General features: G+C 42.7%; 22 protein-coding genes and 3 pseudogenes. 9 read left to right on the top strand and 16 right to left on the bottom strand.

Annotated elements, in window-relative coordinates:
• Window positions 1-105 precede the first annotated feature (105 nt).
• Window positions 106-1,995 carry a serine/threonine-protein kinase gene (locus tag V7K49_RS23125; protein ID WP_335207679.1) on the bottom strand — a complete coding sequence of 630 codons (1,890 nt, stop codon included), beginning with the start codon at window positions 1,993-1,995 and terminating at the stop codon, window positions 106-108.
• 293 nt (window positions 1,996-2,288) lie between these two features.
• Between V7K49_RS23125 and V7K49_RS23120 the strand changes: the two genes are divergently transcribed.
• Window positions 2,289-3,197, top strand: coding sequence for a Tll0287-like domain-containing protein (locus V7K49_RS23120; protein WP_334873242.1), 909 nt, complete (start codon window positions 2,289-2,291; stop codon window positions 3,195-3,197).
• A 39-nt stretch (window positions 3,198-3,236) separates the two neighbouring features.
• Here V7K49_RS23120 and V7K49_RS23115 read toward each other — a convergent pair whose 3' ends face one another.
• The 5 genes and pseudogenes from V7K49_RS23115 to V7K49_RS23095 all read right to left on the bottom strand — a co-directional run.
• Entirely contained in the window at window positions 3,237-4,484 is a 1,248-nt protein-coding gene (locus V7K49_RS23115) for a serine/threonine-protein kinase (RefSeq protein WP_335207677.1), read from the bottom strand.
• A 572-nt stretch (window positions 4,485-5,056) separates the two neighbouring features.
• Window positions 5,057-5,452, bottom strand: a pseudogene (locus V7K49_RS23110) (Uma2 family endonuclease); the annotation flags it as partial.
• Window positions 5,453-5,998: 546 nt separating this feature from the next.
• Complete coding sequence (locus V7K49_RS23105; protein WP_335207675.1) at window positions 5,999-6,169, bottom strand: DUF5615 family PIN-like protein; 171 nt, start codon at window positions 6,167-6,169, stop codon at window positions 5,999-6,001.
• Between the two features lie 67 nt (window positions 6,170-6,236).
• A complete protein-coding gene (locus V7K49_RS23100; RefSeq protein ID WP_335207673.1) occupies window positions 6,237-6,563 on the bottom strand; it encodes a DUF433 domain-containing protein in 327 nt (108 codons plus the stop codon).
• A 105-nt stretch (window positions 6,564-6,668) separates the two neighbouring features.
• Window positions 6,669-6,800, bottom strand: a pseudogene (locus tag V7K49_RS23095) (serine/threonine protein kinase); the annotation flags it as partial.
• On the opposite strand from V7K49_RS23095, the gene V7K49_RS23090 reads away from it, so the two are divergent.
• Entirely contained in the window at window positions 6,800-7,018 is a 219-nt protein-coding gene (locus tag V7K49_RS23090) for a hypothetical protein (protein WP_335207671.1), read from the top strand. The pseudogene V7K49_RS23095 and the gene V7K49_RS23090 overlap by 1 nt on opposite strands.
• Before the next feature lie 73 nt (window positions 7,019-7,091).
• Here V7K49_RS23090 and V7K49_RS23085 read toward each other — a convergent pair.
• Window positions 7,092-7,804 (bottom strand): annotated as a pseudogene (locus V7K49_RS23085) (Uma2 family endonuclease).
• A gap of 99 nt (window positions 7,805-7,903) precedes the next feature.
• On the bottom strand, window positions 7,904-9,430 hold the full coding sequence (gene radA / locus V7K49_RS23080) for a DNA repair protein RadA (RefSeq protein WP_335207670.1): 1,527 nt from the start codon (window positions 9,428-9,430) through the stop codon (window positions 7,904-7,906).
• A gap of 170 nt (window positions 9,431-9,600) precedes the next feature.
• Between radA and rpaB the strand changes: the two genes are divergently transcribed.
• Window positions 9,601-10,329 carry a response regulator transcription factor RpaB gene (gene rpaB, locus V7K49_RS23075; protein WP_273769721.1) on the top strand — a complete coding sequence of 243 codons (729 nt, stop codon included), beginning with the start codon at window positions 9,601-9,603 and terminating at the stop codon, window positions 10,327-10,329.
• A gap of 92 nt (window positions 10,330-10,421) precedes the next feature.
• On the top strand, window positions 10,422-11,060 hold the full coding sequence (locus V7K49_RS23070; protein WP_273766688.1) for a cofactor assembly of complex C subunit B: 639 nt from the start codon (window positions 10,422-10,424) through the stop codon (window positions 11,058-11,060).
• Between the two features lie 367 nt (window positions 11,061-11,427).
• Here the strand turns inward: V7K49_RS23070 and V7K49_RS23065 are convergent, their stop codons facing one another.
• On the bottom strand, window positions 11,428-12,342 hold the full coding sequence (locus V7K49_RS23065; RefSeq protein ID WP_335207668.1) for a M48 family metallopeptidase: 915 nt from the start codon (window positions 12,340-12,342) through the stop codon (window positions 11,428-11,430).
• 196 nt (window positions 12,343-12,538) lie between these two features.
• On the opposite strand from V7K49_RS23065, the gene V7K49_RS23060 reads away from it, so the two are divergent.
• Together V7K49_RS23060 and V7K49_RS23055 are read left to right on the top strand one after the other, a co-directional pair.
• Window positions 12,539-13,057, top strand: coding sequence for a DUF456 domain-containing protein (locus tag V7K49_RS23060; protein ID WP_334873256.1), 519 nt, complete (start codon window positions 12,539-12,541; stop codon window positions 13,055-13,057).
• Between the two features lie 549 nt (window positions 13,058-13,606).
• Window positions 13,607-14,263, top strand: a complete 657-nt coding sequence (locus tag V7K49_RS23055; RefSeq protein WP_335207667.1) for a PEP-CTERM sorting domain-containing protein — start codon at window positions 13,607-13,609, stop codon at window positions 14,261-14,263.
• Between the two features lie 161 nt (window positions 14,264-14,424).
• Here the strand turns inward: V7K49_RS23055 and nblB are convergent, their stop codons facing one another.
• From nblB to V7K49_RS23020, 7 genes are all read right to left on the bottom strand, one after another.
• Window positions 14,425-15,090, bottom strand: coding sequence for a phycobilisome degradation protein NblB (gene nblB, locus V7K49_RS23050; protein WP_334873260.1), 666 nt, complete (start codon window positions 15,088-15,090; stop codon window positions 14,425-14,427).
• A 62-nt stretch (window positions 15,091-15,152) separates the two neighbouring features.
• Window positions 15,153-15,617: a CBS domain-containing protein gene (locus V7K49_RS23045; RefSeq protein ID WP_334798000.1), complete on the bottom strand. Its 465-nt coding sequence runs from the start codon at window positions 15,615-15,617 to the stop codon at window positions 15,153-15,155.
• Between the two features lie 211 nt (window positions 15,618-15,828).
• Window positions 15,829-16,245: an 8-oxo-dGTP diphosphatase MutT gene (mutT, locus tag V7K49_RS23040; RefSeq protein ID WP_335207665.1), complete on the bottom strand. Its 417-nt coding sequence runs from the start codon at window positions 16,243-16,245 to the stop codon at window positions 15,829-15,831.
• Window positions 16,246-16,885: 640 nt separating this feature from the next.
• Window positions 16,886-17,230: a DUF760 domain-containing protein gene (locus tag V7K49_RS23035; protein WP_335207663.1), complete on the bottom strand. Its 345-nt coding sequence runs from the start codon at window positions 17,228-17,230 to the stop codon at window positions 16,886-16,888.
• Between the two features lie 230 nt (window positions 17,231-17,460).
• Window positions 17,461-18,417 carry an RNA polymerase sigma factor, RpoD/SigA family gene (locus tag V7K49_RS23030; RefSeq protein WP_335207661.1) on the bottom strand — a complete coding sequence of 319 codons (957 nt, stop codon included), beginning with the start codon at window positions 18,415-18,417 and terminating at the stop codon, window positions 17,461-17,463.
• Window positions 18,418-19,152: 735 nt separating this feature from the next.
• A complete protein-coding gene (gene carB, locus V7K49_RS23025) occupies window positions 19,153-22,419 on the bottom strand; it encodes a carbamoyl-phosphate synthase large subunit (protein ID WP_335207659.1) in 3,267 nt (1,088 codons plus the stop codon).
• Window positions 22,420-23,023: 604 nt separating this feature from the next.
• Window positions 23,024-23,578, bottom strand: a complete 555-nt coding sequence (locus V7K49_RS23020; RefSeq protein WP_335068451.1) for a Dps family protein — start codon at window positions 23,576-23,578, stop codon at window positions 23,024-23,026.
• Between the two features lie 450 nt (window positions 23,579-24,028).
• Between V7K49_RS23020 and V7K49_RS23015 the strand changes: the two genes are divergently transcribed.
• From V7K49_RS23015 to V7K49_RS23005, 3 genes are all read left to right on the top strand, one after another.
• Window positions 24,029-24,277: an Asr1405/Asl0597 family protein gene (locus V7K49_RS23015; protein ID WP_298918066.1), complete on the top strand. Its 249-nt coding sequence runs from the start codon at window positions 24,029-24,031 to the stop codon at window positions 24,275-24,277.
• 73 nt (window positions 24,278-24,350) lie between these two features.
• Window positions 24,351-25,004, top strand: coding sequence for a (2Fe-2S) ferredoxin domain-containing protein (locus V7K49_RS23010; protein WP_335207657.1), 654 nt, complete (start codon window positions 24,351-24,353; stop codon window positions 25,002-25,004).
• 304 nt (window positions 25,005-25,308) lie between these two features.
• A complete protein-coding gene (locus V7K49_RS23005; protein WP_335207655.1) occupies window positions 25,309-25,731 on the top strand; it encodes a hypothetical protein in 423 nt (140 codons plus the stop codon).
• Window positions 25,732-25,744: the final 13 nt, after the last annotated feature.

Below are 25,744 nucleotides of genomic sequence, written 5' to 3'. Positions count from 1 at the left end.
AGGATGCGTCAACGGTATGGCAACTCTTGGAGACGCTACGCGTAGCTTGCTTCCCCGCAGCGGTACGCTTAGAGCAACGTAAGAGCGTCATTAGGAATTATTATATTATGCCCGTCGCCAAATCTTGATAGTATCGTCATCACCACCGCTGACTAGGGTTTGGCCATTGGGACTGAAGGCGACGCATCTAACATAGTTGGAATGCCCTGTAAGTGTGCTGATTTCTCTGGCACTGTTTACGTGCCATAGTTTGATAGTGTTATCCCAACTGCCACTAGCCAGAAGTTGCCCATGCTCACTAAAGGCGACTGACCAAACTGAATCAGAATGACCAATGAGAGTACGAATTTCTCTGCCTGTATTTACATGCCACAGTTTAATCGTGTTGTCACCACTGCCACTGGCGATAATTTCCCCATCCTGGCTGAAGGCGATACAGTTGACAAAGAAGGAATGACCTTTAAGTGTGCAAATGTTTCTGCCTGTTTCTACTTGCCATAGTTTGATAGTGTAATCATTACTGCCACTAGCCACAAGTTGTCTATCCTTGCTATTCGTTGTTGGCGTTCTCGGAGAGTAGGCGACTGACGAAACTGAGTCAGAATGACCTCTGAAAGTTTGGATTTCTATGCCTGTGTGTACCTGCCACAGTTTAATTGTGCAGTCAGCACTGCCACTAGCCAGAAACTTGCCATCTCGACTAAAGGCAACGGAATTCACCCAATTAGCATGACCAATGAGAGTACGAATTTCTTTGCCTGTGTTTACATCCCACAATTTGATTGTGTTATCCCAACTACCGCTAGCCAAAATCCCCCAATTCTGGTCTGTAATTCCCGCAGATTTGCCTGACTCCCCTTGATAAAAAAGCTTTGAGGAGATTGGGCTAAAGGCGACAGAATGAACCATACTGGAATGACCAGAAGACCAACGACCCAGTTGACGCACTAGCTTGCCAGTACCCAGTTGCCAAAGTTTGATAGTCATGTCATTACTGCCACTAGCAATAAATTGCCCGTCTGAGCTAATGGCGATCGCATGAACCATACTAGAATGACCTTTGAGGGTCTGTATGCATTGCCAGTTATGCTGATTTAATACAACAGGTGGAGGTGGTTTAAGTCTAAGCGTTCTCACTAAACTAGATGTTACTAAGGCTACATTTTTTCCTGTATCAGATCCCAATAAATCCAACCACTCCTGCACAGACTGGGGACGATAGGTTGACTCCAAATCCATGCCGCACATAATAGCCTGATTGACTCTGTTGCTGATGTTAGGATTAAAATATTGTGGTGGTTCTAAATTAATATTGTGACGCCTATCATCTGCACTCGTCGGGATAACGGCGGTGAGTAAATTATACAAGGTAGCAGCTAAGGCGTAGATATCAATGTATTCTCCTCGTGGTGCTTCCGATTCATATTGCTCAGGTGGGGCAAAACCAGGAGTACGATACACTGTATGTCTTTGGATCATATTGGGAATAAATTCTCTAGCGATGCCAAAGTCTATTAGCACTGCTTCTGATTTATCAATGCGGATCATAATATTACGTGGTTTCAAATCCCGATGCAGCAGTCCTTTAGAATGAATTAGCGTCAAAGCATCGCCAATTTGCCGGATGTACAGCAGCGCTTCTGCTTCTGATAGCACCCCCATCCGTCTCAAGTACTGTGCTAAGTCTTCGCCTTCAATGTACTCCATCACCATGCAGGGCAAATTTCCCTCATCGAAGATGGTTTCTATCTGTACTATATGAGGATGGTGACACACAGCCAGCCGAACTGCTTCATCACGGAAGTCTTGCCGTAACTTGTTTCGGTGGAGTATCCAGGCAGGGTGGTTCAGGATTTCTTCTTTGAGGGTTTTAATTACTCGCAGTTGATTCCGTTGATTTCTGGCAAGGTAAGTAATGCCAATTCCGCCTTCACCTAGTTGGCTTTCAATAATGTAGCGTCCCCCGAATAAAGACTTTCTTGCATTCCACACCATTAGTAATATTTGACAATTGATAGTATTTATTTTGGCACGGGATCAAAACAGCAATAGAAATTTTTGGGAATTCTATTTGAATTGCTGTTGTAGCTTTTTGGGACTTAGTTACTTAGAGAACATTTTCATTAACCTGAATAATTACTAATAGTATAAAGTTGGGTCTACCCTAATAGTTTTAGCTAAACTATGTTTTCACACCCAAATATGAGAGTTGATTGATCATGATAAAGTAAACGATAAGTTTCGCCATATTTGTTCATAAGAATTTGATTTGTAGGTGATCTAGAATTATGCTAAAGAATCTGAAACTGAAACAAAAATTTACAATTTTACTACTGGTAATTCTAACATTCGGTCTGAGCTTGAGTGGCTTTGCTCTTTCTTCTCTGCTCAGGGAGAATGCTAAACAAGATATTAGCTCAACAGGTCTCATACTCATGCAAACAATGAGTTCTGTTCGTAAATACACCAGTACTCAAGTTAATCCAGAGCTAGCTGATAAATTGGCAACTGAGTTTTTGCCGCAAAGTGTTCCTGCATACTCAGCACGGGAGGTATTTGAAATTTTACGAAAAACGACAGATTACCGTGACTTCTTTTATAAAGAAGCAACTCTCAATCCCACAAATCTTCGGGATAAGGCTGACAGTTTTGAGACGGAAATTGTAGAAAGGTTCAGAAATAAATCAGACCTTAAAGAAGTGAGTGGATTTCGCTCAATTCCTGGTGGGGATATCTTTTACATTGCTCGTCCGCTGCCAATTTCTGAACAAAGCTGTCTCGTATGTCATAGCGTACCTGAAGCTGCACCTCAAAGTATGATTACTCAGTATGGTACAGCTAATGGATTTGGGTGGAAGCTGAATGAAATTGTCGGCGCTCAGATTATATCAGTGCCGGCGAATAATGTCATCAGCAAAGCTAATCAGTCTTCTTTACTTATTATCCTAATTGTATCAACTATATTTATAGCAACTATCCTGTTAGTTAACTTGTTCTTGAATCGACAAGTTGTTTTGCCTCTCAAACGCATGACTCGCATAGCTGAAGAAGTCAGTACGGGACATATGGAAGTTGAATTTGAGCAAATGTCTAATGATGAAATCGGTAATTTAGCTAAAGCCTTTAAACGGATGCAGTTAAGTCTAGAAATGGCAATGAAAAGAATTAAACGCACTCAGGGAGGTGCAGTGGATTAAACAATTCAAAATTCTCTAAATTAACGGTGGTCTAAATGTCTATGAAAATAAGCTTTTTTTAAATTCAAAAGCTGCTTGAAAATCAGGAATTTCCCTGATGATAAGTTCAACAAATTGGTCAGGCGAAATGTAAGGATTTTCAGCTAATATTTCTTCTATAATCAGATTTGCCATTGGCCCGATGTGGTAAGCTAACTCTTGCTGACAATGTTTGATAAATGCTGGTTTGAGTGGAGCTTGTTGTTCAATTCGCCCAATTTGCGGACTAATAGGTGAACTAGGTGGACTAAAAATTGTTTCTCCAGGTTGGTTGGATGACGACGATATTGCCGACATAGCCTGAAATTCAGGATTAAATATCGTGGCAGGCAAATCATCAACCATGATTGGAGGAGACACTGCCATTTCTGGTTCTCCAATCCGCTCTAAATCTATAAGAACTTCCCTGGCTGTTTGATATCGGTTGTTAGGCCTATCTGCCAACATATAATCAAGTACTTGAGCCAAATCATCAGTAACGTAAGTATAATAACGCCAGTTCCATTCTAAGGAGTACTGATCCATTAGTAAAGATGGATCTCTACCTGTGAGTAATACAATAGCTGTTACCCCCAAAGCATAAAGGTCACTAGAGGGGGAGCATAAACCCAAGCTAATTTGTTCGCGGGGAGCGTATCCCACTTTGCCTACAAGGGACATTTTGCCAACAAAGGTCACCTGATGGTTAGAACTTCTCCCCTCGTTGATATCAGCAATTTGCTTGCCTACACCGAAATCAATTAGCACTGGCAGATCCTTGCCATCGGGTAACATGATATTGTCAGGAGAAATATCTCGATGGATGATGTTGTGTTGATGGACATATTCCAAAACAGGCAGTAAATTCTTTAGCCACTCTATAACTTCCTCTTCGGAAAAGTTTCTTCCTTGACGTTGAAGTTCTCCCAGCAGCCGAGAATATGTTTTACCGTCAACATATTCTTGTACTAGAAACAGCCGATTATCTCCTTCAAAGCAAGCTAAAAACTTGGGAATTTGAGGATGTTGCAATTGATGAAGGATTTTTGCCTCTCTTTTAAATAAGTTGCGATATTGTTCCAGTCCACTCTCCCCTGTGCCAATGGGTGCAAACTCCTTGAGAACACAAGCTTCATTAAACCGACGAGTGTCAAACGCCAAGTAAGTTCGTCCCAATCCTCCCTGTCCTAGAAGTTTTTGGATAGTATAGCGGTTATCGATTAGAGTTCCAGCAGTTATTTCTGGTCTTGTCATCGGGGACTGTGACATCTCATCGCACTCCTAGCGATTTTATTATTGATAGATTATCTTGTTTGCTGAAAGTCAGAAACTCTAGCAGATAAAGGCTGATAACATCCTTAAAATTGAGGTTAGCACTACTATCAATACAGGGAAACACACTTTTCTACATCTTTCTCCGGTCTTGTATGACTAAATAGACAATTTTTACTTGAGTAGTTCGATCATACTACTCATACTTACGTATTTTAGCAGCCGGAACATAATTAGTGTCTGCGGTAATATCTGCGAGTGTTCAGGGCATCGCCTTTTGGATTTGCTGCTGAACCACATCTTACCCATAGCAACTCAATTGGCACTGAGTTTTGGAACAGTAAGCATATAGCGTGACATTATGGTTTTTCAGAAAACTGAGGTTGCTATAGACTTCCCAAAGGGAATATTATATGTATTTCAAGTGCTGAATATGCGATCGCTCTCAAAAGTTAATCTTTCTGGGAGCAAATATTGTTATTAAATAGCTGCTTCGGTATCGACTATCAAAGCTTTCGGTACAATAATTCCTCAAAGTAGAAAATTATGCTGCGTACAAAAAAAGACTCCTAAAGCCACAATAATTCATCTAGATCATCAGGATTCACGCCTAAATGACGCAAACGTTCTGCTAGTTGTTCCGCTTTTTGCCTTCCTTGAGCAGCTTCTTGTTTAGCTTCCGTAGCTTCTTGTTCTGCAATGATAGCTCGTTCAGTTGCAGCAGCAGCTTTCTCTGTAGGTGCGGGAATTAATCCTCCCGCTAAAATAAACCACCTCAACCACAACTTTTCAATATCTCGAAATGAACCCTGCCATAAGCATAAACTTAAATCTATCTCTGGCATTAGTAAGCGCCCTTGGGTCAAATTCATTGGTTCATAGTGACTGCCTACTAACTGAAAAGCCCGGAATTCATTAGTGTAGGGACTAAAAATAATATAGTAGGGAATCCGCAAATTTTTTTGATTGGAGATAGATATAAGCTATGTTGTATCTTAGATCGTAAGTAACTTTCATTGGGATTTCCCACTTAAAAATATTTGATGATTACTGTAATAACTAACCACTATTGTTCTTCTTGAACGGCGATTGACTTAATTTCTTTAGTAGGATAAAACTTTCAATTCCATTCAGCATTGAAGGGAAAGTTACACGTTCATCTTGTGGAAAAACTGCGATCGCAATTTTATTAGACGGCACGCAACAAAGCTGATGATTAGCAAGGTTTCACTGATATATTGAAATGATCCTAAATGGTGTTGCGATCGCTTGTAATTTAGCACAGTCGCTACGCCTAGCTGAATTTAGAAGTCATGTCATGAAAAGCAATTTTACTTTTTGATGCTTACCTTGAGTATTCTTGAATAATGAAAACTTGTCTGCTGGATTTGGGCTGATTCTGCTTTTTGACACGAATCAGACGATTTTGCAGTGTCAGCGCAAAAGCATGACTTTATGACTCTATACCTTGCAGGTAGGCGTGGAGGGTTTGAGTTTGTCCTACATAGTCTCTATCGGTTTTGCAAATAATGATGCCGTTGTGAGAAATAGCCGCTACTATGTAAGGTGATGAAGTCGTCACGGTTAAGGGTGATGACAGATCGCTCGTTTTGGGTTGCAAAGGTAAGAACATCTTCATCGGGGATACCTTGATTTGCTTGCCCTGCTTCGTAGGAAGTCAAAACATCGTAGCCTAACTGGCGCAGTTATCTAACTATATCCATTGGAAAGTTCTCATTAGAGTAGAGCTTAACCATCGTTGTCCTCAGTGAACATGATGATTGCTTGATCTAATTGTTCGCGGTGCTGTTCATAATAAGCCCATGCATCTGTGAGATCGTCATCGGTTAGGGTAGGGTAATTTCGCAGTAACTCTTCTTCATCTGCCCCCTGTTGGCGAAAAGCAACCAGCGTCCACACAGGAATGCGTGTGTTGCGAATGCGTGGCTGTCCACCGCATACACCAACTGTCACTTGAATTGGCTTGCTGTTCAGTTGTTCTTGTAAAAAAATGCGCTCTTCTGGGGTGAGGGATTCAATTATCTGCACCAGTGAATCGACCAATCGCGTGTTCATGGGCTACTATTTCCGCTTTCTAAAATTATCCAAAAGCGTGCTGCGAGCTTGGCGTAATTTCTCTTGCTTGCTTACCCAGGCGGGATGATTCAGGATTTGTTCTCAGAGGGTTTTGATGACTCGCTATTCACCGCGTCGATTTTTGGCAAGATAGGTTATGCTTATGCCACCTTCACCCAATTTTCTCTCGATTATGTAGCGATCGCCAAATAACTGCTGCCCCGGATTCCACGCTATTGGTCAAAACCGTAGTTCTACTGGTATTAATTTTGGCACATCATAAATATCGGTGTTTGGCAAGGGAGATTTTAGGCAATTCTGATGGAGCCTACAATAAGCAGTATATTCAATCTCATAAACCTATGGCGATCGCAGTTGTTAAACCCTCATCTTGGCTAACGACTGGTATTCGAGTCGAAAAAGTCAAAAATATAGCTCTACTAAATCATTTGTGAGAAACAAGATCCCCGACTTTGTAAAAGTTGTCGGGCATCTGGGGTTTTCAGTAATTTTTCCTAAAAGAAGTCATCACACCTCTGGCTCAATCCCCGCTGCCCGCAATTGTGCTGCTAGTCGTTCAGCATGTTGGCGTTCTTGTTCAGCTAATTCTCCACCCCAAAGCAGAAGGTTTCCTTGTTCATCCCACCACCGTAACCATTTTCCGGCGCGGTTTTCCCGAGTCCCTTGCCATACCCCAAGGTAAAGATTCATTTGGGCTATCCAGTAGCTTTGATTTTCATCAGACTCTTGCAAAATGTACTGTTCTGTGTGAAACAAGCGATACATCTCTAAACTGCCGCTATTTGGATCAAAGATTGAGCAATGTAGTTAGGCACTTTTAAGATCCGCTCGTAAAAAAACCATTTTCCTGGGGGATATGTCGGTTTGACGGAATACTCTGTACCATCTGTATCAGAAAGAAATTCCATTACAATTACGGGGATGTCTCCTTGTAGCTGGGGAGTGTAACTACGGATTACTTCCTCTCTATCAACGCTGATTTTGGGAATATACGCCCAGTCGGGAGCTTTAACGACGATTCTGCCATTCAAGGTGGCGCAGATGCCGTAATTTGTTGATGTGAGGGCGTTAGGTGGGAGTTCTCCAGCAAGTTCTAAGCTTTGTGTAAGTGCTGCGGCTAAGGCTGGTTGGTTGATGTTGTCCACTGGATCATCTGGCAGTTTGTAATCATCGGGTAGTTTTTCCCAAGTGATTTGGTAGTCTTGGGTAAGGGCTGTCATGATGAGTTGTCCTTTGGTGTGGTGTTAAAGTCTCGGATTTTACCCTGGTGTTTGACTCTATTTAGATCCCTCCAACCCTCTTAAAAAAGGGGGCTATGGTTACTCATCTTCATCGGGTTCTAAATCGTCAGTTGTCAGTTCCTGATGGGGTATGGCGGCGATAATTGCATCTATTACTTTGGATACTGGTAATATCTCAATATTAAGATCGGGAAATTTTGTCCCTTTTGGCACGATCGCTCGTTTAAATCCCAACTTAGCAGCTTCTTTCAACCGCAGTTCCATTTGGGAAACCGATCGCACTTGTCCGCCTAACCCAACTTCACCGATTAATACTGTACCGGGATCGACGATGCGATCGCGGAAACTGGCAACGATCGCGATCGCTATTCCTAAATCTACGGCTGGTTCTTCCACATTCAACCCACCCGCAGAAGCAACGTAGGAATCTAACTTGGACATCGGAATTCCCACCCGTTTTTCTAAGACAGCGAGAATTTGTACCAAGCGGTTGTAATCTACGCCAGTACCTGCACGCCGGGGGGAGGGGTAGCTGGTAGGACTCACCAAAGCTTGCAATTCCACAACAATCGGGCGGGTGCCTTCGCAAGCAACGACAATGGCAGTACCAGGCGCAGGATCGTCACGGTTGCCTAAAAATAACTCTGAGGGGTTGGCAACTTCCCGCAGTCCCTCGGCTACCATTTCAAAGATGCCGATTTCGTGAGTTGCGCCGAAGCGGTTTTTCACTGTCCGTAATAACCGATGGGAGGCAAAGCGATCGCCTTCAAAATACAAAACTGTATCTACTAAATGTTCTAAAACTTTTGGACCAGCGATCGCTCCTTCTTTGGTGACGTGTCCCACAATCAGCATAGTCACATCTTCGTGCTTCGCCACCTTCATCAATGCTGCTGTACATTCCCGTACCTGAGCCACCGAACCGGGCGCAGAAGTCAGCGCCGGAAAGAACACCGTTTGGATACTATCAATCACCGCCACATTTGGTTTTAGAGAGTCTATTTCCCGTAAAATTTCTTCTAAATCTGTTTCTGGCAATACATATAAATCTGCACCTATACTGTCAGGGTCTATGGGTAGTGTACTATCTGCTACCACTGTTACCTTCTGATCATTAACCAGATTTACGCTTTTTGATACTCCCAAACGAGAAGCTCGTAATTTTACCTGCTGTCCCGATTCTTCACCAGTTACGTAAAGGATGCGATATTTCTGTGCTAATTGATTTGATACTTGCAACAATAAAGTCGATTTACCAATACCCGGATCACCACCAATCAGCACCATAGAACCTGGGACAACTCCACCACCAAGCACCCGATCTAATTCTGCATAACCAGACTCCCATCGAGCAATTTGGCGATCGGTAATTTGGTCAAACGTTAAGGAGGCTCGTGCTTTAGCTGGTTTAGCGTGAGATTTGCCATTGGTTTGAGTTGATTGCCAACTACTAACTCCCCCTCGACTGGGTACATCTACTGAAGACTGGATAGTGATCTGTTCTTCTAGAGAATTGTATGTGCCGCAAGCTGGACACTTACCAAACCACTGGGGCGATTCTGCTCCACATTCGTTACAAACGTAAAAGGTTTTTGGCTTTGCCATTCTTAAATCTTATTAAATATTCTTAATATTTGCTTAGTTCTTGGGAAAAACTAAAAACCAATAATAGTAGTATTTAGAGCTTTTTCCAAATCAATTGATGGAATGATATCTTAATATTATGGTATTAAAAATTAATCATGTAAATTTTTAGTGAAGGAGCGTTGAAAAACTTGGAAAGCCATAAAGAAAAAATCTTGGTGGTAGATGACGAAGCCAGCATTCGCCGGATTTTGGAAACGCGCCTTTCCATGATTGGCTACGATGTAGTGACAGCTGGCGATGGGGAAGAAGCTTTGGAAACTTTTCGCAAAACTGATCCCGACCTGGTAGTTTTGGATGTAATGATGCCAAAGCTAGACGGCTACGGTGTATGTCAAGAATTACGAAAAGAATCAGATGTCCCCATTATTATGCTAACAGCCTTGGGGGATGTAGCCGATCGCATCACTGGGCTAGAATTAGGTGCTGATGACTACGTAGTTAAACCATTCTCCCCGAAGGAGCTAGAAGCTCGAATTCGCTCGGTGCTGCGGCGGGTAGACAAAACCAGTGGATCTGGTATTCCCAGTTCTGGGGTAATCCATGTCGCTATTATTAAAATCGATACGAATAAGCGACAAGTCTACAAAGGTGATGAGCGCATTCGATTGACAGGTATGGAGTTCAGCTTATTAGAGTTGTTAGTAAGTCGCTCTGGAGAAGCTTTTTCCCGTTCGGAAATTTTGCAGGAAGTTTGGGGTTACACACCAGAACGTCATGTGGATACCCGTGTAGTAGATGTGCATATATCCCGTTTACGGGCAAAGTTAGAAGATGATCCTAGCAACCCAGAATTGATTCTCACAGCGCGGGGTACTGGTTATCTTTTCCAGCGGATTATTGAACCAGGGGAGGAGTGAGGAGATGAGGGAGCAGGGGAAGCAGAGGAGCAGGGGGAGCAGGGGAAGCAGAGGAGAAGAACTATTGATTATTGCCCAATGCTCAATGACTAATGATTAAACCTGATCCTAATCGAGTTTTGCGGCGTCTACCCATTGTTGTGGGTGGGCTAGGCGCTGTGCTTTTGTTGATTAACCGTCTGTTGACACTGGAACTAACCCAATCTCAATCGCGTGGTGATGTGGTAGGCGTGATTTTGAGTGCGGTGTTAATTTTGACGGGTTTAATTTGGCAGCAAGTTCAGCCGCGATCGCCTGATACTGTAGAACTAATTGGAGAAGAAGGTTTTGTCCTAGCAGCAGATTTACCTGAAGCTGTCAAAACAGAACTAGCTTGGGCATCTCACTTATTGTTGACCAATACAGTAACGCGATCGCTGGTGGTTTTTTATCAAGGTAAAGTTTTGTTGCGTCGCGGTATTCTGGGTACTAAATCTGAGGTTGTACCAGGAGTAATCTTAAAACAGGTACTCGAAAAACAAAAGCCGATTTATCTAGTTGCTCTAAAAATATATCCAGGTAAGCTTGAATTTGATTATTTACCAGAAAATACTCAAGGTGTAATTTGTCAACCTATTGGCAATCAAGGTGCGCTTATTTTGGGAGCGAATGCTCCTCGCAGTTACACCAAACAAGATGAAAACTGGATTGCGGGAATTGCTGATAAATTAGCCGTTACTCTTAATACTTAGGTTATTCGCTAGTTTTAGAAGTCAGCCAATTTTGGTGAGACTTGGGGATTTTGCCCCAAGTTCTGGAGCAAAGTCACAGGTAATCGGTATTAGCAAGTCATTGAGTGTCACGAGCGTATTTTGGATTAAAAAATTTCATCTAAAAGACGCTCTCTACGAGACGCTGCGCGTAGCTTGCTTCCCCGAAGGGGTACGCGGACTCGCTCTGAGCGAACGCAAGAGCGTTTCTAAGAGTTGCCATGCCGCAGGCTTTACGCTACGCTATCAGCAATCCAAAATCGTTCGATGGTTCCTGAGCGAAGTCGAAGGACTGAGCGAACGCAAGAGCGTCTCTAAGAGTTGCCAAAGTCTAAAATCTAAAATTCCATCACCAAGAAGTCAAAAAATTCCAACCTTCCTTTTCCTGTGGTGTCTCTCCTTCTTTTTCTTCGGGTTCTTCCGGTACCTTTAAATTTTTCTGTTGAATTAAATTATCATATTCTCCTGAATCAACCCATTTTAATAACTCGCCAGCCCGCATAACCACCCAGGAAAGCCCAGATTCTGTATAGCTTAATATTTTGGTGACCCGATCAACACTATCCAAGTTATTGGATGCAAACTCACGGGCTTGTCCGAGGAAATCTTCGATTACAGCAGTAGTCAAGTACTCGTCTGGTAAACCCGCGAGTTTCATCAGTGTAGTGGTTGCTACCTCAATATCCTGACAAGCCAGCAAACCAGCCCGATCAGCAGTGAACCTAGCCATCATTCGCCAATTATACAAACCCAGTTCCATTCCACTGGCTACTAAGCCACCCACACCCAGTGTGGTACTGCTCAACAAATTTTTCAAAGTCGGCATCACAATTGCCATTTGGTGATAAACCATATGCTGACTCTTGATGCGAGCAACTTCGTGTCCAAAAACGTAAAGTAACTCATCAGGGTCAAGCCACTCCATTCCATCTAAATTGATACCAACAAGGGGTTTTTCCACCCCAACAATGTAGGTTTGAATGTGACCTGTGCCTTGAAACAGATACAGTTCAGGAAGTGGAGCAACATCAAGAATTTGGCAGGTTTCTAGAAATGTCTGATGCAATTGCGGAAAATTACGGGGCGAAATTCTGATTTCACTACCAAGGCTTTGCAATCTGAGTAAGCGATCAATGCCGTATTCGTTAACTTTTTTGAGTAACAGGGAGACACCGGGCATATTTTGTAAAGAAGCCAAGGCTTTGCGATCAAAGGGGTGTTCGTAGGTTTTAGAACTTAGTCCAGTTAATATTTTTCTCGTCATGGGTTTTAAGCTTTAAAATAGCAGTTTAGGAAGCATTAGGCGATATGGCATAAATCCAGCTACCATCTCAATTAAGACAGGACTTACGCAAACTTCCACCACAGTGTACTAGGCATTTGTCACCATCTTGCCCAGATAGAATATACAGTAGGGACGCACAGCTGTGCGCCCTTACGAGGAAATTTACAATTGATCTATGCAAATTACTTATTGGTTATTAATTGCCGTAATGGTTGTGGGTATTATCGGTGCCGTAGTTCCAGCCATTCCTGGTAGCAGCTTAATTTTAATTGCAATTATCGTTTGGGGAATCGTTAGTAGTTCCTTTGCAGCTATCAAGATTCCACTAATTGTGACAGTTATAGTTTTACTGCTCAGTGTCGGAGTGGATTTTTTAGCTAGCTATGTGGGAGCAAGACAAGCTGGAGCTAGCAAGTGGGGGCAAATTGGCGCAATTGTCGGTTTGGTCGTGGGATTTTTGGGATTATTACCAACGTTGCCTTTTGGGGGCCCACTGTTAGGAATTTTATTAGGGCCGCTTTTGGGAGCAATTATTGGTGAGTACCTTTACCGACGTGAATTAGGGTTGGCGGTTAAGGCGGGTATAGGAATTATAGTCGGGTCTTTGATTGGAAATTTGATTCAAGGGTTGTTAGCGATCGCCGCAGTTGTAGTTTTCGTTGTGACAACTTGGCCACAGGTATTTGGCTCTTAGCATTTGAAAAATCTGACAGATTTGAGAACAGAGGTAATAGCTAGCAGTTAGCTATTTATTACAAACATTCAATTTGATAACAAAGACTATCCATAGTAAACAAATACAGCGGTTCCTCCCATTTATTCTCTGAGAGGAACCGTTTCAGTAAATATTAGTAACTGGAGAGATTATAGATAAACTGCATACTCCATTTATCTAAAATATGGTTGAGTAAGTTTAAGTATTAAAAATATCCATTGTATTTATACGAAAATTACCTTTCTTCAAGTCAGAGCTATTGCCAACAATTTAAACCCTGTGAAATGAAAGATATACGAAGCACAGGTATGTAAGTAATTAAAATTTCATTAAGGATAGTAATGCATTGAAGATGTGATGAAGACCACTCAGTAAATCTTGCAGGCTCTAAGTCTATGTGATTTCATGGAGATAAGAAATACATCAGACAAGTTTCGCTTTCACTGACAGTAGTTTCCATAAATTACTGAGATTAAAAGTAAAGCGATCGCTCTGATTTAAAGTTATTACTAGGAGCCTCAAATAACAATGATTAGTTTTAAATCTATATTACTAAACGCAACTCTAGCTGTTACTGTTGCAATTCCCTTGGCTACTACTGGGTTGTTTACCTCTGCTGGTTCTGCTCAAGCTGTAACTCTGAGCGGTAGTATCAGTCTTAATGGTACATCTGTCGTTCCTCATGATGGAACGAATCCAGCTAGTACTAGTATTACATTTATCGATGTTGATGGTGTTAGTAATCCTAGCGGTGATTTTACAGCCTTCTTACCAACCTTATCACCCACAGGTATTACCATTGACACTCTAAAGTTAACCAAGATAACTGATCAAACACCCACAAGCGCTACATACTCTACAGGCATTTACACTCCATTCATTAATTTCGGAGTCCGAACCCTGGGTAGCACTAATGCTCTTCTTACCTTTGATCTGGATGATTCTGTAGTTACCAGAATGTCATTGTTTGGTGATACCATTTTGGATATAGCGGGGATTACGGGGAAATTTAATTTCAATGGACAAACTATTGGGCAGGGTGCTCTGAGCGCTTCTGTTTCTGGGGCTTCAAGCAGTTACCAGTTAAGTCTCACCACTGTTCCTGAGCCAACCACAATGCTAGGCTTAGGTTTAGTTGGTGCTGGCATGGTTATGTCTCGCCGCCGCAAAGGTGTCGTTCAATAGACCGATCCTAAATATAAAAAAGTTACTTTTAGAAACTAAAAGTAACTCTAATTTATCTATTCGATCTGGCTGGAATGCAACATTGTACCAGCCAGGTCGATTTTTTTTATCCTGTAAGACAAATCTATATTAAAGGTGAATTTTTTTAACCTTAGATAGACTTAAACTGACTGCAAAGATTGTTTCGCTTCAGTTGCGATCGCTTCTACTTGATCATCAGCCAGAGTTTCTAATATAGATTTGGCTTCTGCACTACCCAAACGAGCCAAGGCTTGTACAACTCTGTAACGAATTTGCCAATCTGGATTGTTAGCATAGGGAGCTAAAAGGGGAACTGCTTGTAAATCTCCCAAGTCACCCAAAGAACTAATAGCAGCAGTTTGAACTAATTCGTTTTCTGATGAGAGTGCCTCTTTGAGTAGTTCAAAGGCTCGTGGATCGCCCAACTCTCCTAATGTAGCAATGATACTGAATTGGATTAGCCATTCATCGGTTGTATGGTAAAGCTGTTGCAAGTCTTCAAAGGCTTCATGTAACTTCAGAGCACCTAAACAGTCTGCTGCTGCTGCTTGTACATCTACTTCAGAGTCATGAAGCAAGCGATCGCGCAAGATATCTAAGGATAACTGTAAATCTTGTGTTCCGAGTGTATCCATTTGACTCACCGCCGAGTAACGGACACGAGAATTGCGATCGCCAATAGCATTTTGAATTAATTCAAAGCCGATCGCAGGTTCCAGTTGGCGGATTTGATTTACTGCACGTAAGCGATCGCCTAAATCCTCAGAACTGAGCAATTGCTTAACAGACTCCGGATTAATACTCATTTAGTTATCCTTGATTTTCAAAGGTGTAAAAAATAGTTAACAGTTATCAGACTGATAACTGACTAATCTTGACTTGCTGCCATTGCCCGAATAATATCACCACGAGTGAGGATACCAATTACTTCACCCGCGCCCTCAAGTACTGGTAATCGGTGAACACTGCGATCGTGCATGATTGTAGCGGCTTCCTTTAAAGTTTTATCAGGGGAAATAGCGATCGGGTTTTTACTCATCACCTCCCCAACGGTTTGCCCTAGTGCCTTGTGCAAGTCACGTTCATATGTAGCAGGATTTTTTAAATAGATAACGCTATCAAGAAACATAATGTACGCAGGTGGAGTAACACCAGTTTCTTGCCACATTAAATCGGTTTCCGAGATAATGCCCACCAATTTACCGACATCATCCACAACAGGTAATCCGCTGAAGTGGCGTTCTGCGAGAATTTGGATAGCTTCGTTGAGTGGAGTTTCTGTCCGAACGACAACTGGATCGCGGCTCATCACATCGGCAACGGTTTTAGGCATTTGTTTGCTGACACCTTTAATCAAAGTCCCTGCGCCTATTGTAGAAAATTGTGGGACTCAACCTGATGCAATTAATAGATTGTTACGGTGATTGGGCATTGGGGATTGGGCACAAGAGGTAGAGGGGCAGTTCTTGCTCGGGGCAAGGGGGAGAATTAAAATTACTTGTTTCCCCTCTTTCCCCCCCACTCCCTGCTTCCCCTGCTTCTTTCTAGTCCTCAGTCCCTTTTAAGGCAGCAATAATTTGAGTATTTGCTTTAGGAAAAGTAAACTGCTCCAGTTCTTCCAAAGTTACCCAGCGAATTTCATCGGATTCCAAAGGTTGGGGAACACCTGTAACATAGCGGCAGTGATGTACTGTGAGGGTAACGCGCAAGTTCGTATAGCTGTGGTCGATAGTAATCAGATGCTCTCCCACTTCAATTACTATTCCCAGTTCTTCGGAAATTTCCCGTTGAATACACTCTTGGATAGTTTCACCAGGCTCAATTTTACCACCAGGAAATTCCCACCAACCCCCCATCACTCCTTCTGGACGACGGCGATCGATTAAAATTTGCTTTTGGTCATTCCAAATTACTGCAACACCAATAATTTTATGGGGTGGCAAAAAACTGGTTTCACTCATAATTGATTGGGGAGATGAGGAACTACTTTTGCAAATGGTAAATCCATGTACTATTCATATCCGTACAAAGGTGGTATTAATAATTCTTAGAGAACACGAAAATATTAAGACCTCGGAAAACATGGTGTAGATTTAGAATAGCTTAAGTAAGTGTAGATCATTCGTTAAAAAATTGACTTTGATAACAGAGTTTTAGCCTTAACCTAAGCGGATTAGATGATAAGGGATACTAACTTCTAATAACAAAACTCGGCAGATTAGTTTGAATTCTGCCGAGTTTTGATTTATTGCGAAGGTCGTCTACCGCTGTTAGTTTATCCACAAATGTGTATTAATCATTTAGCAATACGCCTCTAGTTGAACTAATCACCAACTTACAGGAGTTCACAGATAACCAAATCCAAAAACTCCGCGTTCCTCTACGATAACCTCTGCACTCATACGCTGCCGCAAGGCAAGCGTCTATGCATTTAAATTTCAACCCTAATTTGTCACTATTTTTGGATATTTAAAAAATTTAGCTGATGCATGACTGGGAATTAGCGGCGAAGATTTTGCAGAGGCTTATTTTCAGTTCGGATCGCCGTGACTGTGAGTAGCTATCAGCCCAACAATATTGAATTTCCCAAATTTTATGTTTTTAGTCAACTTCGCTGTTGTTGCTTTCAGTCCCTTGTAGGGCAATTTCAAAATTCATTCTCTGTTCAGCGTTACGCAAGAAATAACCACTAATCATCGCAGAAGCCAGAAGCCGACCCAGACTTTCCCGACTGGTGGTTACGCTGATGCCAAAATGTTCTGAGGGTAGATTACCCAATAGTCCTGTAATATTCCGTTCCATCACCTGAAACACTTCGGCAGATGTGGGTTTAGATAGTTGGGTAACTGCCTCAGGATTCAAGGATTTAACGTACTGCCATAGTAAATCGCTAGTTTCTGATTCGCTATTGAAAAACTCTGAGACATGATTGGATTGGTTATTCATTTTTTAGCTCCTTAACTACCACTCCTGGCTGCGGTGCTTGTGATTTGAATATTAAATGCCTGTTTTGGATTTGACTTAGCTAGCTATTTCGTCTTCCTGTCAACTAATGTAACAGCCTAACGTAAGAGTGGAAGTAGGTGTAACCGTACCAAAGTCAGGGTATTTTCTCACCCTAATAAATAAAGTCAGGAGTAAAGAGTTAATTAAAAACTCATAACTCCTAACTTTCCCTAACTTGCCAAATATTCATCCATGTTGGCTTTAGATTTGCGAAGTTTGGTTAAGGCTTCCCGCTCTATTTGCCGGACTCGTTCCCGGCTGATATTCAGTATTTCACCGATTCTAGCTAGAGTCAGCGCTTGCCCATCAGTTAAGCCAAAGCGCAGCGTGATCACTTCCCTCTGCTGTGACGTGAGGTCGCCCATCAGGCGATCTAAGTCATAAGATAGGGAAGCTTGCATGACAAACTCTTCTGGAGATGCTCCTGGGTCTTCCAGCATTTCTCCGAGTTCGGTGTCATAATTATCACCCAGCCGCAAATCCAAGGAAAGGGGCAAACGCGCCTTTTCTAGATACTCTCGCACTTGTTTGGGGGTTAATTCTAATTCTTGAGCTAGCTCGCCAGCGGTCGGAGCGCGTCCCAACTTTTGAGACAATTGGCGCTGTGCCTTTTTAATTTTATTTAATTTTTCAGTGATATGGATAGGCAGCCGAATGGTACGAGCTTTTTCGGCTATGGCACGGGTGATCGCTTGCCGAATCCACCAATAGGCATAGGTAGAAAACCTGTACCCTTTGGTGGGGTCAAACTTTTCTACGCCCCGTTGCATACCAATACTACCTTCTTGGATCAAGTCCAGTAAATCGACGTTGCGTTTTATGTACTTTTTGGCAACAGAGACTACCAGCCGCAAATTGGCTTCTACCATCTTACGCTTGGCAATTTCACCATCAGCGATCACTTCGTTCAAATCTGCTGGTTCTAACTTTGTCGCTTTGGCCCACTCTTCTAAAGTCGGTTGACGACCTAACTGGGTGGCAAGAGATTCCCTTGATTCGTGCAAAGCGCAGGAACGTTGCACCTGCTTCCCATAGAAAATCTCTTCCTCGTGGGTTAAGAGTGGCACACGGCCAATCTCACGCAGGTAAGTCCGCACGAGGTCTGTGGCTGTCTGAGCGGTCTTCATGGCGCTACTCTTTGGTAATGATGGGTTTGGCGGTAGGGTCATTAAGGGATAGATGCTTTATTAGGGTGCTACCCAGTCAGACTGGGAACCCATACTATGGTTTGCAATTTACGCGCCCGATAAACACGTAGCGCTCATAATAATCAAATTTAGGCTTCTTAACTGCTAAAACTTACAGTTATTTCCTACTTCTCACAAGTATCTACAGTTAGATAAAAGGTAGTTTTTTAAACATTTTTTTAGAGAAACCTTATTAACAATTGTAACATTTATGAGAATGTTTTGGCTATATGGCGACATTAAATTTCCTGGTTATTCCAGTTCATCCAATATTGTGCTTTCTCTCAAGGCTGACTAGAAGTCAATTTAAGAAATTATTTGGTTGACATAAGCTTCCTCATATTTGTTAAAATATATCTAATGAGAACTATAGTCATTCTCTTATAACAATTACTTAATTTTCTTGGACATTGGGGAGCCACTGCGTTGCCGGGGTTTCCCCGGTTGTTCGCGTTGGCAAAGCCTCTCTAAGAGTTGCGTCTCCGAACAGGAGAAGTAAGCGGCGTCATTGGGGAGCCACTGCGTTGCCGGGGTTCCCCCGGTTGTACCCCTACGGGGATCTTGCTAGCAAGAGCGTCTCCGAATAGGAGAAGCAAGTGGCGTCATTGGGGCAGAGGAGAAAGACTTACTGCAAGCAACTTCCCCTCTGCTCCCCTGTTCCCCACTCCCTACTTCCTACTCCCTGGTAATCGGGCAGTACTCTTGAATGGTTTTTACATCCAAAGTCGTATTTTGTAAAGAACGGATGGCGGCGACGGTAGCTTTTGCGCCGGCGATGGTAGTAATGATGGGAATTTTGTAAGCTAAGGCTGTGCGGCGGATTAACCTAGCATCAGTCTGGGCTTCTTCCCCTGAAGGTGTGTTGATAATAAGTTGGATTTTCTGGTTTTTGATTGCATCTAGGACGTGGGGACGACCTTCATGGAGTTTTAACACTAATTCAATATTTAATCCCTGTTCGAGGAGAACTCGCCGTGTACCAAGGGTAGCCATCACTTTAAAGCCCAAATCGATAAATTCCTTCACCACAGCACCCGCAGCAGCTTTATCGCGATCGCTCATTGATACAAATACAGTTCCCGTCAGTGGTAAACGCTCCCCAGCACCCATTTCCGCTTTGGCAAAGGCCCGGCCAAAGTCGCTGTCAATCCCCATCACCTCACCAGTCGATCGCATTTCTGGGCCCAATATTGTATCAGTTCCTGGGAATTTATTAAAGGGTAATACTGCTTCTTTTACAGCAATATGTGTGGGAATGACTTCCTCGGTGAAATGTAGCTCCTCTAAGGTTTTACCTGACATAATTAAGGATGCTAGTTTCGCTAACTGTACGCCCGTTGCTTTAGAAACAAATGGGACTGTGCGGGAGGCGCGGGGGTTGGCTTCCAAAATGTAAACTTGGGGAGAATAACTACTTGCGCCAATAACGGCAAATTGGATATTCATCAACCCCACGACTGACAGCGCTTGTGCTAGCTGCACCGTCCAAGTGCGGATTTGATTGAGAACTGCTGGTGATAGGGAAATGGAGGGTAAAGAACAGGCGGAATCTCCTGAGTGAATCCCAGCTTGTTCGATGTGTTCCATGATGCCACCAATCACTACCCGTCCTGTGTGATCGGCGATCGCATCTACATCGACTTCAATCGCGTTTTCCAAAAACTTATCAATCAAAATCGGATGTTCTGGTTCCACTAGTACAGCAAAAGTCATGTAGCGTTCCAATTCAGCATCGGAATAAACGATTTCCATCGCCCGTCCCCCTAACACATAGCTGGGACGCACCACCACAGGATAGCCAATGCGTTTGGCGACAATCAGCGCATCTTCGTAACTCCGCGCAATCCCATTCGGCGGTTGAGCAATATTCAACTGTTGGAGAATCTTTTCAAACCGCTCCCGGTTTTCTGCCATGTCGATAGAATCTGGTGATGTACCCCAAATTTTAGTGATTAGTCCGGAAGTGTCATTGTTAAGAAATTCTTGTAACGGCAGAGCCAACTTCAGCGGTGTTTGGCCGCCAAACTGGATAATTACCCCGACTGGATTTTCAGTTTCGATGATGTTAAGGACATCTTCTTTTGTTAACGGCTCAAAGTAAAGGCGATCGCTGGTATCATAGTCAGTCGAAACCGTCTCTGGGTTAGAGTTGACCATAATCGTCTCATACCCCGCTTTCTTCAAAGCATAGGCGGCGTGACAACAACAATAATCAAACTCAATTCCCTGCCCAATGCGGTTGGGGCCACCACCCAAAATCAATACTTTTGGCTTGGTTGCTGGTAAGACCTCTGTTTCTTCTTCGTAGGTAGAATAGTAGTAGGGAGTAAATGCTTCAAACTCAGCGGCGCAGGTATCCACTGTTTTGTAAACTGGGATAATCCCTAGTGACTTGCGGTAGGCGCGAACTTCATCTTCGGTGGTTTTGGTGGCATAGGCAATCTGGCGATCGCTATATCCGTCCCGCTTCACTTCATAAAGTTGCTCTTTTGTCAATTGGTGCAAAGGTGTCCGCTTCAGGAATTTCTCGACATCTAACAGTTGCTGCAATTTATCTAAGAACCATCGGTCAATACCAGTGAGTTCGTAGATTTCCTCAATAGTCATCCCTTGCTGCAAGGCATGGCGCACGGAGAAAATACGATCAGGGTTAGGTGTCCGCAATTGGGCGCGAATTTGTTCACCACTGGGTAATTTCTCGGCTTTATCGCAACCCCAACCAGCACGTCCTGTTTCCAGCGATCGCAGCGCTTTTTGGAAGGATTCGTTGAAAGTCCGCCCAATTGCCATTGCTTCCCCGACTGACTTCATTTGGGTTGTCAGTACTGGTTCTGAACCTGGGAACTTTTCAAAGGCGAAGCGGGGGATTTTTGTCACCACATAGTCAATTGTCGGCTCAAAGGATGCAGGAGTTTTCTTGGTGATGTCATTTTTAATTTCATCCAGGGTGTAGCCTACAGCCAATTTTGCTGCCATTTTGGCGATCGGGAAACCCGTGGCTTTGGAAGACAAAGCCGAACTGCGGGAAACGCGGGGGTTCATCTCAATTACAACTACATCCCCTGTAACTGGATTGACGGCAAACTGGATATTTGAACCGCCAGTTTCCACACCGATCTCGCGGATGATTTTAATTGCCATATCCCGCAGCCTTTGATATTCTTTATCAGTGAGGGTTTGCGCGGGAGCGATGGTAATCGAGTCTCCAGTGTGGATGCCCATAGGGTCAAGGTTTTCGATGGAGCAGATAATCACCACGTTATCTGCCAAGTCACGCATCACTTCGAGTTCGTATTCTTTCCAGCCGAGTAAAGACTGGTCAATCAAAATTTGCGAAACGGGGCTGGCATCTATACCTACCTGGGCCATTTCTTCAAATTCTTCTTGGTTGTAGGCAATACCGCCGCCACTTCCACCCATTGTGAAAGCTGGACGAATAATTAGGGGATAAGTACCAATTTGACGGGCAACAGCTTTGGCTTCTTCCAAAGATTCGGCTGTACCGCTGGGACACACAGCTACTCCAATCCTTGCCATTGCCTCACCAAAAAGTTTTCTATCTTCGGCTTTCTCAATGGCTGGTAGTTTTGCGCCGATTAACTCAACGCTGTACTTTTCCAACACCCCATTTTTGGCTAAAGCAACGGCGAGGTTGAGGGCGGTTTGTCCACCCATCGTGGGTAGTAAAGCATCAGGGCGTTCTTTCTCGATGACTTTTTCGACCAATTCCGGAGTCAGCGGCTCAATGTAAGTGCGATCAGCTGTTTCCGGGTCGGTCATAATCGTTGCAGGGTTGGAGTTGACCAAAACCACTTCATAGCCTTCTTCTCGCAGCGCTTTGCAAGCTTGAGTGCCAGAGTAGTCAAACTCACAGGCTTGTCCGATCACAATTGGACCAGAGCCTAACAGTAGAATCTTCCGGAGGTCGTCACGGCGGGGCATAGTGGTGTTGCCTTGGAATACGAGAATACAAATCCTGATTATTTTAAGGGTCTTTACCCTCTGTGGTCCTTTTTATTATTAAGTTTTCTAAGTTTGATCACAGAGAGGGGAGTGGGGGATTACCTCGTTCCCAGTCGGAGACTGGGAATGCCCCCTCATTGAGGCTCTGCCTCCCTTACTCGCGGCAGAACCGCAATGAGGAACATTTCCAGCCTCTAGCTGGAAACGAGGTTTTAAAGGGGTTTGCCAATGCCCAACGATTATTTTGTATTTCTAATTTTATTTAATTGTGATGCTCAAATTTTTAAAGCTTTTGCGAATTTTATTATTTAATTTGGTGAGACTTTGTAACTGATGGTGATTTATTCTGGCATATATCTATCTGATTATTCAGCACAAAGAAATTTCTTAGCTAAAAATCTTTATTAACTAGCTAATTGCTAAATATTTTAAACGTTAAATATTATGTGAATATGTTTACTTAGATTAAAAAATGGCAGAGAGATAGGGATATCATTTTCTGCCATTTTTTATAATATTTTAAGAGTTAGCGCTGCCAACTTTTTCTTTCAGTCTAGCTAGACAAATCTAGATTATGAGAGTTTTAGCTTTGAGCAGCTTGAACAAACCCTAAGGTTAAGCTGTCCTTGGCAAGGAAGTGAGACAAATGATATGCACGTTCCTCTGTTTTCAACAAAATCTTTTCATATAGATAGCGTGTACCGCGATCGCCTAAACTCTCTGCCTGAGCAGCTTGACGACGAATCACGCCTAGAATGGCTTGTTCTGCGGCTAGGTCATTTTCCACCATTTTGCGAGAGGAATATACGCCCTCAGATTCTTGCTCAAAACAGGTTAATTCTGCTAATTTGCTGAAGGTAGCTACTGGCACACCACCTAGTCCATCCAAGCGTTCTCCAATTTCATGGATGTGGTCTTGTACTTGGTTGTAGCTTTCGTTAAAGAACTCATGCAGAGAGTAAAATTCTGAGCCTTCAACTACAAAATGATGCTTTTGGTACTGCAAGTATAGTGCCTGGAAACTGGCTAATACAACGTTGAATCCTTCTGTAACTGGAGCAGTTACGCTGTGATCCAGCAACACAGGATTGTCATATACATGACCAAAATTCCGTAACAAAGTTTGCGTTTCAGACATTGTTCTCCTCGCTCTTTAGCAGTTATAGGTTTTAACTGCTTATTCCTTACATATTAACATTTTAATAATAATAACAAGCCGATTTGCCATTACAAGGTTTTGTATTTTTGCCTACAAAAAGTCTCAAGTTTATTGTTTGCTGGATGATGGCACGCTCATCAAGTTGCATGTATTTATCATTATTGTTGACATCTATCCTTAAATATGCATACTACAAAAAAGGAGCAGAGAGAGAAAATTTTACCTTATCCTCCTTGTCTTGCTGATCTCCCTTATCCCCTTTTGAATATGCGATCGCTGTAAAAATTTGATTTTTTTTTCCAAAATTACTGAGAATTCTTTGCACTTAAGGTATGCTGTTTTAAGAGGTTAGACTCCTAAGACTTTTAAAAAGTCGGGAGTTAAATCGCGGTAGTTACTGCAAGTTTGTTGCACTTGAGGGCAATTCTCTTGAAATCGTTTAGTTCAGAAATAGAAATAAAGCACCTTGTAGAGGTGAATTGGGCAGATCGCTGGCAAGTCTATCAACGCCTAAAGGAGTTAGACATTCCCTGTAGTTGTACGGCTAACCAGCCATTGAAAGTTGAAATTGGCTCTCCTATAGCAGCTGTTCAACTTTGGAGTGTGATACGGCAATTAACAGCTTCCCGTCAAGACCAGATTTGGACTCTTGAGTACTGCTGGCAAAGTCGCTACTAACAGTTATAATTTTTAGCTGCTGCTGAAAATATCTTACTTAGTAGCTTGTATAAGTTAAAAGGAGGTCAAAAAAATGGGTGGATCTCACAGTATGGAAGTATCAGAATTTTGTCTTGAAGGCAGATTTATAAATTTTGTTATTAAAGATGGCTATAAGCTCAAAGGCTTACTGCTGGCGACTCATGAGGGTGAGTCTTATATTAAACTTGCTAAACATTTACGGGCTGCTTTTGACTTGCGCTTACCACCAGGGACTTGGCTGCAAGTTGTTGGTTACAAAATACATGATTTGAAGGATGGCACAGTTACACTGAAAGCTGAACGGGTGATGGCGGTGCGTTCTGAGATGGGGAGAGTTGAAACGCCTACTCCAGTACAAGAACCCCCATCAATTGATAATGCCAAGGCAAAACCAGCTAAGACTAAAGCTACGATTTTGGTGTGTCAAAAGTCTGATTGTATAAAACGCGGTGGCAAAGCAGTTTGTCAAGCGTTGGAGGCGGCTTTAAGCGATCGCGGTTTAGAAGACCAAGTTACAATCAAGGGCACTGGTTGTATGAAGAACTGTAAAGCTGGGCCTAACCTAGTTATGCCAGATAAAACGCGCCATAGCCGAATTCAAGCCTCACAAGTCCCCGCACTGATGAATCAGCATTTTGGTGACAAGATGTCAGCACAGTCTGAGAATTTAGGGGAAGTGGCGAAATATAATGGCAAGCTTTACTGAAATAAATAGTGAAATCTTGACATTTTAATGAGAAGGTTTAATAATAGCTTTTCAAGTGTGTTCCATTAAGACTCGGCTGTAAACTTTGCTAAAAGTTTGCAATAAAATCAAAAAACTGGCTTTAATTAAAGCCAGTTTTTTGAGTTAATAGGGTCTTTGTTGAGCAATTTTTAACCGGGATGCTCCCATAATTTGTAAAGATATCAAGGCAACGTGGTTGATTGGTGAGTCCGTAGACGCACAGAGGCTTGTCGTTAAACATCGCTTACAGTGGAAGCGTCAATCATCAATGACTTAAAAACAAATGCCACATATCCCTCAGTGGATATACATCGTTTATTTTGTATTTTCCACGATAGTCATGATTTTTCTATTCCGTCATGACTGGAATCGCCTCGCCAAACTCTACCGCACCCAAGAAGCGCCGCCACTAAACTTTTCCCGAATGCAAAGTGGTTCTGTGGGTTTGGTGTACTACAAAGGAACTTTAAATGTTGGTACAACTCCTCAAGGGATTTATCTGAGTATTTTCTTGTTTAGCTTTGGACTTACGCCGTTGTTGATTCCCTGGAGTGCCATTAGGAAAATTGAACCTGCTAACGAACTATTTATTATTAAGCGTTTTCGTTTGTATCTTAATTCCCCAAAAGTCACCCTGATTTTAAGCAGAGATATTTTGGAACCGGCTAAAGAATTTTTAGCTACACAGGGATTTGAGTGGATTTAGACTTGACTTTTCA

The organism is Nostoc sp. (assembly GCF_036919675.1).
In the GTDB taxonomy this organism is placed as follows: domain Bacteria; phylum Cyanobacteriota; class Cyanobacteriia; order Cyanobacteriales; family Nostocaceae; genus Nostoc.
Note: the sequence above shows the minus strand (reverse complement) of the source record. Positions and strands in the feature narration are given on the sequence as shown.